This window comes from Kribbella sp. NBC_01510 (assembly GCF_045040325.1).
Taxonomy (GTDB): domain Bacteria; phylum Actinomycetota; class Actinomycetes; order Propionibacteriales; family Kribbellaceae; genus Kribbella.
This window is the reverse complement of the sequence record NZ_CP109418.1, coordinates 8,556,137-8,568,509: the sequence shown is the minus strand read 5'-3', so window position 1 is coordinate 8,568,509 and position 12,373 is coordinate 8,556,137. Positions and strand designations below refer to the sequence as shown.

General features: G+C 67.7%; 10 protein-coding genes. 8 read left to right on the top strand and 2 right to left on the bottom strand.

What is annotated here, in order from left to right; translation table 11 throughout:
* Positions 1-46: 46 nt before the first annotated feature.
* The 4 genes from OG558_RS41815 (at position 47) to OG558_RS41800 (ending at position 4,799) form a co-directional block, all read left to right on the top strand.
* Positions 47-673, top strand: a complete 627-nt coding sequence (locus tag OG558_RS41815) for an HAD-IA family hydrolase (RefSeq protein WP_405067977.1) — start codon at positions 47-49, stop codon at positions 671-673.
* On the top strand, positions 670-1,935 hold the full coding sequence (locus OG558_RS41810; RefSeq protein ID WP_405067976.1) for an MFS transporter: 1,266 nt from the start codon (positions 670-672) through the stop codon (positions 1,933-1,935). Before OG558_RS41815 ends, OG558_RS41810 begins: the two co-directional genes overlap by 4 nt.
* A gap of 135 nt (positions 1,936-2,070) precedes the next feature.
* The gene (locus tag OG558_RS41805) at positions 2,071-2,556 is read left to right on the top strand and encodes a GNAT family N-acetyltransferase (protein ID WP_405067975.1); all 486 of its coding nucleotides are present in this window, start codon (positions 2,071-2,073) and stop codon (positions 2,554-2,556) included.
* Between the two features lie 233 nt (positions 2,557-2,789).
* A complete protein-coding gene (locus tag OG558_RS41800; RefSeq protein ID WP_405067974.1) occupies positions 2,790-4,799 on the top strand; it encodes a hypothetical protein in 2,010 nt (669 codons plus the stop codon).
* Between the two features lie 26 nt (positions 4,800-4,825).
* On the opposite strand, the gene OG558_RS41795 is transcribed toward OG558_RS41800, so the two are convergent.
* Positions 4,826-6,406 (bottom strand): GxGYxYP domain-containing protein, encoded by a 1,581-nt coding sequence (locus OG558_RS41795; protein ID WP_405067973.1) that lies wholly within the window; start codon positions 6,404-6,406, stop codon positions 4,826-4,828.
* Positions 6,407-6,493: 87 nt separating this feature from the next.
* Entirely contained in the window at positions 6,494-7,102 is a 609-nt protein-coding gene (locus OG558_RS41790; RefSeq protein ID WP_405067972.1) for an HAD family hydrolase, read from the bottom strand.
* A 135-nt stretch (positions 7,103-7,237) separates the two neighbouring features.
* On the opposite strand from OG558_RS41790, the gene OG558_RS41785 reads away from it, so the two are divergent.
* Genes OG558_RS41785 through OG558_RS41770 form a run of 4 tightly spaced genes read left to right on the top strand, consistent with a single transcriptional unit; the run spans position 7,238 to position 12,336 of the window.
* Positions 7,238-8,515, top strand: a complete 1,278-nt coding sequence (locus OG558_RS41785; RefSeq protein ID WP_405067971.1) for an ABC transporter substrate-binding protein — start codon at positions 7,238-7,240, stop codon at positions 8,513-8,515.
* A 1-nt stretch (position 8,516) separates the two neighbouring features.
* Positions 8,517-9,512, top strand: a complete 996-nt coding sequence (locus tag OG558_RS41780; protein ID WP_405067970.1) for a carbohydrate ABC transporter permease — start codon at positions 8,517-8,519, stop codon at positions 9,510-9,512.
* Positions 9,502-10,329: a carbohydrate ABC transporter permease gene (locus OG558_RS41775; protein ID WP_329479655.1), complete on the top strand. Its 828-nt coding sequence runs from the start codon at positions 9,502-9,504 to the stop codon at positions 10,327-10,329. Before OG558_RS41780 ends, OG558_RS41775 begins: the two co-directional genes overlap by 11 nt.
* 24 nt (positions 10,330-10,353) lie before the next feature.
* Positions 10,354-12,336 (top strand): aldo/keto reductase, encoded by a 1,983-nt coding sequence (locus tag OG558_RS41770; RefSeq protein ID WP_405067969.1) that lies wholly within the window; start codon positions 10,354-10,356, stop codon positions 12,334-12,336.
* Positions 12,337-12,373: the final 37 nt, after the last annotated feature.

The following is a 12,373-nucleotide window of genomic DNA, read 5'->3' as shown; positions in this document are numbered from 1 at the left end:
CATCGTTTTACCTTATGCTCGTAGGACGAGTTTAATTGGAGGGGTCATGAACGTCCGGGACATCCGCGCCGTGCTGTTCGACATGGACGGCACACTGGTCGATTCCGACGATGCCGTCGACCGGGCGTGGACACGGTGGGCGGTGGAGTACGGCGTACCCCCTGCCGACGCACTCGCCATCGCCTACGGCAGCCCGTCCGAGACGACGATCGCGCGTCTCCGGCCTGATCTCTCCGCTGAGGAGTGGTCCGCGGCGGCGGCACGCTTGCTGGATCTCGAGTGCGATGACCTGACGGACGTCGTGCCCGCACCCGGTGCGATCGAGCTGATCGGCACACTGGAGCGGCTTGGTCTGCCGTGGGCTGTCTTCACGAGCGCGTCCAACCGGCTGGCGAAGGTCCGCCTGGGCGCCGCCGGCATCTCCCCGTCGATCCTGGTAACCGTCGACGACGTCACCCATGGCAAGCCCGATCCCGAGGGCTACCTGCGCGCCGCCGAGCTCCTCGGCGTACCGCCTCGGCACTGCCTCGTGGTCGAGGACACCGAGGTCGGTCTGTCAGCCGGCCGCGCCGCCGGTGCGGTCACCGCCGGCCTGAAGGGCACTCGCGCCGACATCGAGCTGCCCGACCTGCACCGCCTGATGACACTGTTCACCGACCTGAGTGCCAGATGAGCCCCAACGCGGAAGCCCGGATGGATTCCGCGGCGCGCGGAGACGAGATCCGGATCGGTCTCGGGCTGTCGTCGATGGGATACGTGCTCGCCGGGCTCGGTGGCTGCGTTGCGATCCTGGCGCGAGATCTGGACGAGCCCACAAGTCGGCTGGCCCTGCTGTCATCGGGATTCGCGGCCGGGCTGCTATTCGTCGCACTGGTCGGCCCACGACTGCTCCGGTCCTGGTCGATGACATCTGTCCTCTCACTTGGCGCAGTCATCTGCGCGATGGGCACGGTGCTGCTCGCGGTCGCTCCGGTGTACGCCGTCGCGATCGCCGGCGGACTGTGCATCGGACTGGGTGGCGCACTACTGGTCCTCGTCACCCCGCTGATGCTGGACGGCCCCACAGCCGCCGCACGACTCAGCCGGGTCAATGCGGTCGCCAGTGCGACCGGCATCCTCGCACCTCTCGCCATCGGCGCCCTTGACTCGCTCGGCCCCACCGGCCGTCTGGCCATGCTGGCCGCCGCTCCGCCTCTTCTGGTGCTCGCTGTCATGACGCGACGCTCGAAGCCGGTCGCCCCCCGCGCCCCTGTCTTGATCGACTCTGCGCCCGCAGCGGCTGTTGGCAGGTCTCATAGCCGTCCCAGGGTGGGGCGGCAGGTTGCGACGGCGGTCGGCCTCGGGTGGCTGCGCATCGTACTGTCCGTGGCCGTCGAGTTCTGCTTCGTGGTGTGGGCAGTAGCCCGGCTGGTCGCCGCCGGGTTGCCGACGGCAACAGCCGCGTTGCTCGGCAGCGCGTTCCCCATCGGCATGGCGGTCGGCCGGGTGATCGGCCCGATCCACTGGCGCGGCTGGTCGCCCGTCGTACCGTCAGGGGTCTTCGCGGTCGTCGGCACGCTGCTCGTCAGCCTCTTCGACGTGCCTGCTGTCGTAGCGATCGGACTGGTTGTCGCGGGGATCGGCGTCGCTCCGCTCTACCCCGTCACCCTCGCCGCCCTGGTCGCGACCCCCGGCCTCAGCCCTGCCCGGCTGGCAGCGATCGGTGCGATGGCGTCCGGTGTGGCGATCCTGGTCGCGCCGGCGGCTCTCGCTCTGCTCGCTCGAGCCGTCGACCTGCGTACGGCGTACCTGATCACCCTCCCTCTTCTCGCAGCCCTCTTCGCGTTGAGCCGCCGACCGAGAACATCTTCGGTCGAGGGCCTCGGCCGCGACGACGTCCACGTCCGGCGCGACAGCCCTTGCGCTGTTGACGGACTCGCTCCGCACGTCGATTGACGGTCACGTAGCATCAGTCGGCATGGAGTGCTTTGCCGCCTGGCGTACCCGCCGCTGAAGGTCGACCCGCCGCATCGCGAACTGCGAGCGGGTCCCGTCATGTCCTGACCCCCTTCAGTGCGAGAGGCACACTTCATGCTCATTCGTTCGTACGTTCACTCTGACCTGTCCCGGCTCATCGAACTGACCATCGAGACGTTCGGGCCGTTCTACGAGGATTCCTTCCGCCCGCTCGTCGGCGAACTCATCTTCTCCATCCAGCACGGCAATTGGCGCGACGACTACCGCAAGCAGGTCGCCGGACTCCATGACCCCGACTCCTGCAAGTACGTCGCGGTCGCGGAGGAGGACGACGTACTCGCGGGCTACGTCGCATGGGCCGTGGACCCGGCGCGCCCGGTCCACGGCACGATCACGATCCTCGCCGTCGCGGCCGAGCACCGCCGAGAGGCCCTCGGCACCGCCCTGTGTGAGCACGCCTTCGATGCGATGCGGGCGCAGGGTGCGGAAATGGTCGAGATCGGCACCGGTGGCGATGACTTCCACGCGCCCGCCCGCGCCTTCTACGAGAGCCTCGGCTGCATCAAGCTCCCCCTCGCGGTCTACTTCCGCACTCTCTGATCCGGCCGGGCGTCAGGCACGGCGCGAGTCCGTCGACAACAGCTCCCACGTTGTGGACGGACTCGCGCCACGTTGACGAACAACCGTGCCAGGAGAAGTGACCCCCGACGCGGGTGTCTGGGCATACCATCGATCGCCTCACTGCGTGATGTGATGTTTTCCCTTGTGGATAAGGGCTTTCGGGGTCTTGGTTGATTTGCCGCGGTGTGTCTCTGGCGCGTACTATCGAACACATGTTCGAAGGAGATCTGGCGATGCTGTCGACGGCCGACCTGCTGGAGTCGGCCGTCGAGTGGCGTGCCGTCGGTGTCCGGGCCGATGTCCGGGTCCTGGAGGTCGCCTTGGTCTATGCCGATCGCTTTCACCCTGACGCGTGCCCGGCCCGGCCGGGCCGCCGTGGCTGCGACGGCCGGGAACGGGCGGTGGTTTTGGGTGGTGACGGGTGTCCGGAGGTCTTGGAGTTCGCGGTCGCGGAGTTCGCGGTGGTGCTGGGGATCTCACCCCGGGTCGCGGCGGACTACCTGGGGCAGGCGTTGGCGTTGCGGCACCGGTTCCCGTTCACCTGGGCGCGGGTCCTGGCCGGTGAGGCGACCGCGTGGAAGGCGTGCCGGATCGTGGCCGACTGCGTGAAGCTGTCCGCGGACGCCGCTGCCTATGTCGACCAGCGGATCGCACCCCTGATCGATTCGATCACCCCGTACCGGTTGGACAAGATCGTGAAGGCCGCGAAGATGCACGCCGATGCCGATTTGGCGCGGGCCGAGGCCGCCGAGAAGGCCCGCGAACGGGGTGTGTTCGTCGGCCGCGCGGATGAGCACGGCACCAAGACCATGTACATCAAGGCCGCCGCCGGTGCAGTGATCCGGACCAAGGCGACCCTCGACGCGATCGCCGAGGCGTTGAAGACCTTCGGCGACACCCGCCCGGTCCAGCATCGCCGCGCGGACGCGGTCGGGATCATCGCCGACCCCCGCTACACCCAAGAACTCCTCACCCAGGCCCGCAACCACCACCTCACCACCCCAGCACAAGACACCCCAGCCCCGGGCACCACGGCCCCGGACTCCGCGGGGTCGGACACGACGGCCCCGGACTCCGCGGGGTCGGACACGACGGCCCCGGACTCCGCGGGGCCGGACACGACGGCCCCGGACTCCGCGGGGTCGGACACGACGGCCCCGGACTCCGCGGGGTCGGACACGACGACCCCGGACGCCGCGGGGCCGGTGAGCACGAGCCGTCCGGGTGCGAGCCACCGGGGCGCCGGGTGCCCAGAGGCCGGTGACGACGACCGTGCTCACGCGACCACCACCGACCTGGCCCGGGCTCGTACCGACCACCAGGTCGACTCGGGCCACGGCATCGCTCCCGCGGGGGCGAGCGGGATGCCCGGCGCGGGCTCGGCATCCCGGAGGGGTGACGAGGACCGGACCAAGAGACACGACGAACCCGGCCTGGACGACGAGGCCGACCGCGACGCACCCCACCCCAGTAGCAGCGACCTGCCCGACCCCCTCGACACCCCCGACACCGTGCCGATCGAACCCTTCGACCCCTCCGACCCCGGCCTACACCTCGACCCCGACGACGGCCGGCCCATGGATGCGGCCGCCCGCCGCGCGCTGCACGCGTGCCTGTCCCAGATCAAACACGCCGCCTATACGACCCACGCCACCCGAGCCGGCGAGGACAGCGCCGGTAGTCCCGACCGTGCCGGCGGACGGGTGCGTCCGGGCCAGACCGAGATCTACGTTCACCTCACCGACCACACTCTGGCCACCGGGACCGGCGTGCTGCGCGCCGAAGGCATCGGGCCGCTGCTCGCCGATCAGTTGGCCGAACTCATCGGCTACGGCCCGTACACCGTGAAGCCGGTCATCGACCTGAACGACGCGGTCAGCGTGGACGCCTACGAGATCCCCGACCGGATCCGCGAACGCGTCAAACTCACCCACCCGGTCGAGTTGTTCCCGTTCGGCACCCAAGAAACCCACCGCGGCATGGACCTGGATCACCTGCAGCCCTACGACCCCCTCGGCCCACCAGGTCAGACCAGCACCACCAACCTCGCGCCGCTGGGCCGGTACGGCCACCGGGTCAAGACCCACGCCCACGGCTGGACCGTCCACCGCCTCGACCCCAAAACCCTGGAATGGACGACACCCCACGGCCTCCGATTCCACGTCGACCCCACCGGCACCCACCGAGTCCAGGCGCCGCGTCAGGCGACTGACCCAGGTTGAGCCAAAGGTTCGGGATCGCTAAACGCCTACGGCTTGGCGTACTTGCCGACCATCTTGACCAGAGTGTCCGGCGGGACGACCTTCACGTGCGGCGCAAGTCCGTCGACGACAGCCAGTACGTTGTCGACGGACTTGCTCCAGGCGTGCCACACAACGACTGAGTAGCCGGCGGTGGAGTGCGGGTTGCGAGTGGCGGCGTTGAGTTTGGCGGTAACGGAAGCTTCGTCGGCGCCGTCGAGGCCGTCCCAGAGCATGGTGCGGGCTGAGATGACTGGCTTGCCTTCGGACCAGGTGACCTTGCCTTTGAGGCCGTCGTAGCGGGAGTACTCGAGGTAGATCAGGCCGTCGATCTCCGGGCGCTTGAGGTACGACGACCAGAGGGCGGTGTTCTCGAAGGAGTTGAAGTCAATAATCTGGGCGACGGAGAGATCCGCGCGTCCCATCGATCGGGCCAGGGACGCGGTGTGCTTCTCCAACGCGGCTGCCGGATACCTGCTCGGGTACATATAGCCGCCGCCGGACGGTCCAACGACCCAGCGGTCCTTGCGGGACTGGTCGTAGTACCACCGCATGACTGAGGGGGCGAGGTCGATGAGGGAGGGGGAGATGCCCCAACCCAGGTCGATCTCTCCGCGGCGGGGGCTTCCGAACCAGCGTTTGTCGGTGGGGAAGTCGCCGAGCATCCACTGGATGTTGTCGCCATCGGTGATCAGGAAGGTGACGTAGTGGGCATTAGGGTCCGGTTCAGGGGCCCTCCCCCCACCCCCTCCGCGCTGGCTCAACCGGTCCTCGCGAATGCCGGACAAGACGGACAGATTGCGGGCGTGGTCGGCCGGCAGGGCCTTGACGCCGGCCGTCGAGTTCACGCCGATGAAGGCGTCCTCGCCGTTCGACGCGTCGCCCCAGCCGATCACCGTGGCGTCGTCGTCGAGGGCGTTGACCACCTCGGCACGGAAGTCCGAGTTGCCGTCGAAGAAGGCGAGCGTCCCCGCCATCGTCACGTAGTCCCGCAGTCGCTCCGGCCAGTCTGTTCTCTGCTCGACCGCGACGTCGTGCCGCAGCCGTGGCCAGTAGTTGTCCACGACCCAGCGATCGTCCTTGTCCCGCACGTCCAGGACCTTGCGCAATCCGTGCTGGATCGCAAGTGCCTCCAAGCTCTCCTCTATTGCCACGGCACCCGTCAGGCCGGCGAGCGTGGTCGCCACGTTGACCGACGGAGTGCCTGTTCGAAAGAGAACATATCCGTCGACGCCCGACCGGCTGACGGTTTTCCACAGGTCACCGGTACGGGTACGGACGCCGTACCGGGAGACGAGGTCGTCGAGCCAGAACTGGTAGCCCAGCGACGGGATGTTCAGATAGAGCGATTCGCCACCGCGGCGCGCCATCAGACCCTGCAGCGTGGTCGCGAGTGTCCGCTCGGCGGGGCTCAGCGAGTCTTCGGTCAAGACGTTCAACAAGCGCGGCCGCTGTCCCTTCGGGTACTGCGGGCCAGGAGAGGCGGAGGTGCCGAAGGCGAAGGACGGCGCCAGCGAGCCGAGTCCCAATCCGGCAGTCAGGCCGAGCGCGCGGCGGCGGGTCAGGGTGAGACGTCGGCGATCGGACATGTGGTGCCTCCAGGGAGCGGCTGGTGACTGTCCTACGTTGTCATCTGCCCGGCGACGATGCCACAACCACCCTCACGCCACAAGACCTCAGTCCGGAACCGGCAGCCCATAACGGCGAAGCAGCTCGACCAGCGCCGGCACCCCGGCCGACAGGTCGTACACCTCAGCCCGCAGTCCGACGCCCAAAGCACCCGCCACGTTGGCTTCGTTGTCGTCGATGAAGAGCACCTCCGAGGCGGACACCTGCAGAGCAGCGAGGATCGCCCGGAAGTACGCCGGATCCGGCTTGGCCAGCCCGAGATCACACGAGTAGAAGGTCTGGTCGAACCAGGCGCCGTACCCGCGTTCGTCCTGCATGATCGCCCGCCGGTAGGCCTGCTGGTTGGTCGCGAGATGACACCCGATCCCGGCCGCCCGCAGCGAGCCGATCAGCGAGATGACCGCCGGCTCGGCGGCGAACCAGTGCCACGGCTCCATGGCCTCCTCGACCGAGGCCGGCGAGTTCCAGCGGTGGAGCACCTCGGCCACCGCGTCCCGGAAGTCGCCCTTCCCGACCAAACTCGGCTTCTCGGCGGCCATCAGGTCGGCGACGAAAGCGTCGCTGTCGGAGGGAACGAGCGAGGTCAGGCGGGCCCACCAGTCCTGGCTGGGGCGCTGGACGACGCCGTCGGCATCGAAGAGTACGGCGGAGAGCATGCCGCCCATCCTGTCATCCGCGCCAACCCGGACGAGCCCTTGACCGGTTCAGTCGGAATGCGCTTACCTAATGGCAACGTAAACATATGTGGACACCTTCCGGCGAAATCCAACAGAAAGCGCCAGGTGAGGCGTATGACCCTGAGCAGAAGAAAGTTCCTAGCGTTCGGCTCCGCCGCGGCCGCCGCGGGTCTCACCGGGTGCAGCTCGCGAAGTTCACTCGGCGGATCCGACGAGCTCAGCATGTGGACCTGGGTCGGTTCGGTCAACGACGGCCTGATCGGTCAGGCGGAGAAGGCGATCCCGGGGTACGACGGCATGAAGCTGGCGATGACCCGGATCGGGACCAACTACAAGACCAAGGTGCTGACCTCCCTGGCCGGCAAGTCGCTCGTGCCCGACATCGTCGCGATCAACGACGACGTGGCGACGTACTTCCCGAACCAAGACCAGTTCGTCGACCTCAAGACCCTCGGCGCCAACGAGCTCGAACAAGACTTCCTGCCCTGGAAGTGGAAGCTCGGGATCACCCCCGAGGGCCGGATGATGGCCTACCCGATGGACACCGGACCGACCGCGCTGTTCTACCGGACGGACATCTTCCAGAAGGCCGGTATCGACACCGACCCCGCCGCGGTCGCCGAGCTGGCGCCGGACTGGGACAGCTACATCGAGCTCGGGAAGAAGCTCAAGGCCGCCGTGCCCGGCTCGGCCATCACGGACAACATCACCGGTGTCTTCAGCTACGCACTGGCCCAGCAGTCCAAGCGCTACATGAGCGAAGACGGCCAGTACATCGGCGACCAGGACCACATCCGCTCCGCGTTCGATCTCTCGATCCGGGTCGTCAAGGAAGGGCTGTCCGCGAACGCACAGTCCGGTACGACGGACGCGAACGCCGTGGTCACCAACGGCAAGCTGGTCGCGTACAACGCTGCGGTCTGGTGGGCGCAGCTGGGACCGAAGAACGCGGCCCCGAAGACGAAGGGACTCTGGCGGGTGACGGCGGCTCCTGGTGGCGCCGGCAACCGTGGCGGGTCCTTCCTGGCGATCACGAAGTACTGCAAGAACCCGAAGGCGGCCTTCGCGTTCATCAGCTGGCTGGAGTCGGCGAAGAACCAGGCCCAGGCGTTCCTCGACCCAGTGCTGTTCCCGTCCACCCCGGCCAGCTACACCGACCAGACGATGGCCGCACCGGATCCGTTCTTCGGTGGCCAGAAGATCGTCGACGTCTTCGCCGCGTCGGCCAAGAAGTATCCCGGTGCCTACTTCTCGCCGTACGACACCATCATCGGTACGCCGCTCGGCGCCGAGCTGGTGAACGTCGAAGTGGCCGGGAAATCGCCGGACCAGGCCTGGGCGGACGCGCAGCGCCAGATCGAACGTGAACTCACCCGAGCGGGGGCGATCTGAGATGGCTGTCACCACGAAGGCATTCCCGGCGACCGTCGGCACGACCAAGGACCCCGGGCCGTCCAAGCGGCCGAACAAGTATCGCCAGGCGCTGCCGCAGTACGCGGCGGTCTCGCCGTTCTTCATCCTGTTCGCGGTGTTCGGCGCGTTCCCGGTGCTGTTCTCGATCTGGATCTCGTTCCATTCCTGGAACGGCATCGGCGCGATGAAATGGGTCGGGCTGCAGCAGTACAGCTACCTGCTCAGCGATCCGAAGTTCTGGCAGTCGATCGGCAACACGCTGATCATCTGGGTGCTGTCGACTGTGCCGATGCTGTTGCTGGCGCTGGTGATCGCGAACGCGCTGCACAACGCGACCCGGTTCCGCAGCTTCTACCGGATCGCCTACTTCATCCCGAACGTCACCTCAGTGGTCGCCGTCACGATGGTCTTCGGCTCGATCTTCAGCAACAACTTCGGCCTGCTGAACGCGTTCCTGCAGTCGATCGGGCTGACCAAGATCGAATGGCTGACCCAGCCGTGGGGGATCAAGGTCGCGATCGCCAGCATCGTCACCTGGCGCTGGGTCGGGTACAACGCGATCATCTTCCTGGCCGGCCTGCAGGCGATCCCCGGCGACGTCTACGAGGCGGCCAAGGTCGACGGCGCGTCGTCGCGGCAGACGTTCTGGCGGGTCACCGTGCCGCTGCTGCGCCCGGTGATCCTGTTCACCGCCGTCACGTCGACCATCGGCGGCCTGCAGATCTTCACCGAGTCCCAGGTGCTGGTCGGCGACACCGGCGGCCCGGGCGGCTCGGGGACGACGATCGTGTCGTACCTGTACCAGAGCGCGTTCCTGAACAACCAGTTCGGGTACGGCGCCGCCATCGGCTGGGCCCTGTTCATCTTGATCGTGTTGTTCAGCATCATCAACTGGCGGCTGATCGGCGGTGGTGACGAGCGGATCGCCCGCCGTGCCGCCCGCCGCACTGGAAGGGAGCAGGCCGATGCGCGCTGACCGGGCCCGGAACATCGTCAGCCACATGGTGCTGATGTTCGGCGTAGTGCTGTCGATCTTCCCCTTCTACTGGATGGTGGTGATGGCCTCCAACACCACCCCGGACATCTTCACCTACCCACCGAAGCTGCTGATCGGATCGCACCTGTTCGAGAACATGGGCAAGGTGCTCGACAACATCGACTTCTTCGGCTCGATGCTGATCACCGTGATCGTCGCGCTCGCGGTGACCGTGCTGGTGCTGTTCTTCGACTCGCTGGCCGCCTTCGCGTTCGCGAAGTACGAGTTCCCCGGCAGCAGATGGCTCTTCGGGCTGCTGCTGGCCACCTTCATGATCCCGGCCCAGCTGTCCCTGGTGCCGCAGTTCGTGACGCTGGCCGAGTTCGGCTGGATCGGATCGCTGAAGGCGCTGATCATCCCGGGCGCGGCGAACGCGTTCGGGATCTTCTGGATGCGCCAGTACGCCCGCGGCGCGATCCCCGACGAGCTCATCTCGGCGGCCAAGGTCGACGGCGCCGGCTTCTTCCGCCAGTACCTGACCGTCGGCATCCCGGTACTGCGGCCCGGCCTGGCGTTCCTGGGTATCTTCTCGTTCATCAACGTCTGGAACGATTACCTCTGGCCGTTGATCGTGATGACCGACCCGAACAAGCTGCCGCTCCAGGTCGCACTGCAGCAGCTGAACGGCATCTACGGCACCGACTACTCGATGGTGATGGCCGGCGCCCTGATGAGTGTCATTCCACTGATCGGCGTCTTCATCATCGGCGCCCGCTCCTTCATCGCCGACATCGCCGCCGGCGCCATGAAGTTCTGACCCCACAATCGAACGGGACTCCTCTTGACTGACACCACACTCCGCTGGGGAATCATCGGCACCGGGAACATCGCGTCCCGGTTCGCGAGCCAGGTGCCGACGTCGGCGGCCAACGCGGTCGTCGCCGTCGGTAGCCGGTCGATCGACTCGGCCAATGCCTTCGCGGACAAGTACGACATCACCAACCGGCACGGTTCGTACGACGATCTGCTCGCCGACCCGGACGTGGACGCGGTGTACGTCGCGACGCCACACCCGATGCACCCCGAGTGGGCGATCAAGGCCGCCGAGGCCGGCAAACACGTGCTGTGCGAGAAGCCGCTCGCGATCAACAAGGCGTGGGCGGAGGCGATGATCGAGGCCGCCGTACGCAACGACGTCTTCCTGATGGAGGCGTACATGTACCGCTGCCTGCCGCAGACCAAGCTGGTCGCCCAGCTGGTCCGCGACGGCGAGCTCGGCACCGTCCACCAGATCCAGGCCACGTTCGCCTTCGCCGCCGGGTTCCGGCCGGAGAGCCGGATCTTCGCCGACGAGCTGGCCGGCGGCGGGATCCTCGACGTCGGCGGCTACCCGGTCTCGTACGCCCGGTTGATCGCCGGCGCCGCGACCGGGCAGCCGTACGCCGATCCGGCCGCGGTGACCGCGGTCGGGCACGTCGGCGAGACCGGCGCCGACGAATGGTCGGTGGCGACCCTGTTCTTCGACGGCGGGGTCACGGCCCAGGTCAGCACCGGCGTCCGGCTGACGGATCAGAACCAGGTCCGCATCTTCGGCAGCGAGGGCTACCTGGTCATCGAGGACCCATGGTTCGGCGGCGACGGCAAGCCGACCCACGTCACCCTGCACAAGGTGGGGGAGGAGCCGCGGGACATCTCCGCCGACCCCGCTCTCATCTACGCGGCCGAGGCCGAGGCGGTCGCCGCGGCGATCGAGCAGCGGCAGGCACCGGAGATGAGCTGGGCCGACACGCTCGGCAACCTGACCGTCCAGGACGCGTGGCGGGCGGCGATCGGGCAGCAGTACGCGAGCGAGCGGGACGACGCGATCATCCCGACCGCGACCGGCCGGCCGCTGCGGCGCCGCGACGACGCCCCGATGACCTACGGAAAGGTCGCCGGCCTGGACAAGCAGGTCTCCCGGCTCGTCATGGGCGTCGACAACCAGCAGACCCTCACCCACGCGGCCGCGATGTTCGACGACTTCGTCGAGCGCGGTGGTACGACGTTCGACACCGCGTACATCTACGGCGGTGGCCGCGGCGAGAAGCTGCTCGGCCAGTGGCTCACCTCCCGCGGCAACCGCGACGAGATCGTTGTCATCGGCAAGGGTGCGCACACGCCGTACTGCGACCCCGCGTCGATCACCCGGCAGCTGGAGGAGAGCCTCGAGCGGCTGCAGACCGACCACGTCGACCTCTACCTGATGCACCGCGACAACGAAGAGATCCCGGTCGGCGAATTCGTCGACGTCATGGACGAGCACTTCAAGGCCGGCCGGATCAAGGCGTACGGCGGCTCCAACTGGTCCACCGCTCGGTTCGACGAGGCCAACGCGTACGCCGAGGCGAACGGCAAGCAGCCGTTCACCCTGCTGAGCAACCACCTCAGCCTCGCGCGGGCGTACGACGTACCGTGGGCCGGGTGCCGGCACGTGTCGGACGACGAGTCGCAGGCATGGTTGCGGGAGCGGCAGGTCGCGCTGTTCCCGTGGTCGAGCCAGGCGCGCGGGTTCTTCACCGGGCGGGCCAAGCCGGAGGACCGGTCGGACGAGGAGCTGGTGCGCTGCTTCTACTCCGACGAGAACTTCCGCCGGCTCGACCGGGCCCGGGAGCTCGCGGCGGCCAAGGGCGTCGAGCCGACCGCGATCGCGCTAGCCTGGTTGCTGCACCAGCCGTACCCGGTGTTCCCGCTGATCGGGCCGCGGCACATCAGCGAGACCCGGACCTCGACACCCGGTCTTTCGGTGTCCCTGTCGGACGAGGAAGTGGCCTACCTCACTGCGTGATCGAGCGGCTGTTGACCGAATTGGTCGTGCGTCGGGG

Bases quoted from the DNA above. Each gene is read 5' to 3' on its own strand.
- OG558_RS41815 (WP_405067977.1), top strand. From the start codon at position 47: ATGAACGTCCGGGACATCCGCGCCGTGCTGTTCGACATGGACGGCACA.
- OG558_RS41810 (WP_405067976.1), top strand. From the start codon at position 670: ATGAGCCCCAACGCGGAAGCCCGGATGGATTCCGCGGCGCGCGGAGAC.
- OG558_RS41805 (WP_405067975.1), top strand. From the start codon at position 2,071: ATGCTCATTCGTTCGTACGTTCACTCTGACCTGTCCCGGCTCATCGAA.
- OG558_RS41800 (WP_405067974.1), top strand. From the start codon at position 2,790: ATGTTCGAAGGAGATCTGGCGATGCTGTCGACGGCCGACCTGCTGGAG.
- OG558_RS41795 (WP_405067973.1), bottom strand. From the start codon at position 6,406: ATGTCCGATCGCCGACGTCTCACCCTGACCCGCCGCCGCGCGCTCGGC.
- OG558_RS41790 (WP_405067972.1), bottom strand. From the start codon at position 7,102: ATGCTCTCCGCCGTACTCTTCGATGCCGACGGCGTCGTCCAGCGCCCC.
- OG558_RS41785 (WP_405067971.1), top strand. From the start codon at position 7,238: ATGACCCTGAGCAGAAGAAAGTTCCTAGCGTTCGGCTCCGCCGCGGCC.
- OG558_RS41780 (WP_405067970.1), top strand. From the start codon at position 8,517: ATGGCTGTCACCACGAAGGCATTCCCGGCGACCGTCGGCACGACCAAG.
- OG558_RS41775 (WP_329479655.1), top strand. From the start codon at position 9,502: ATGCGCGCTGACCGGGCCCGGAACATCGTCAGCCACATGGTGCTGATG.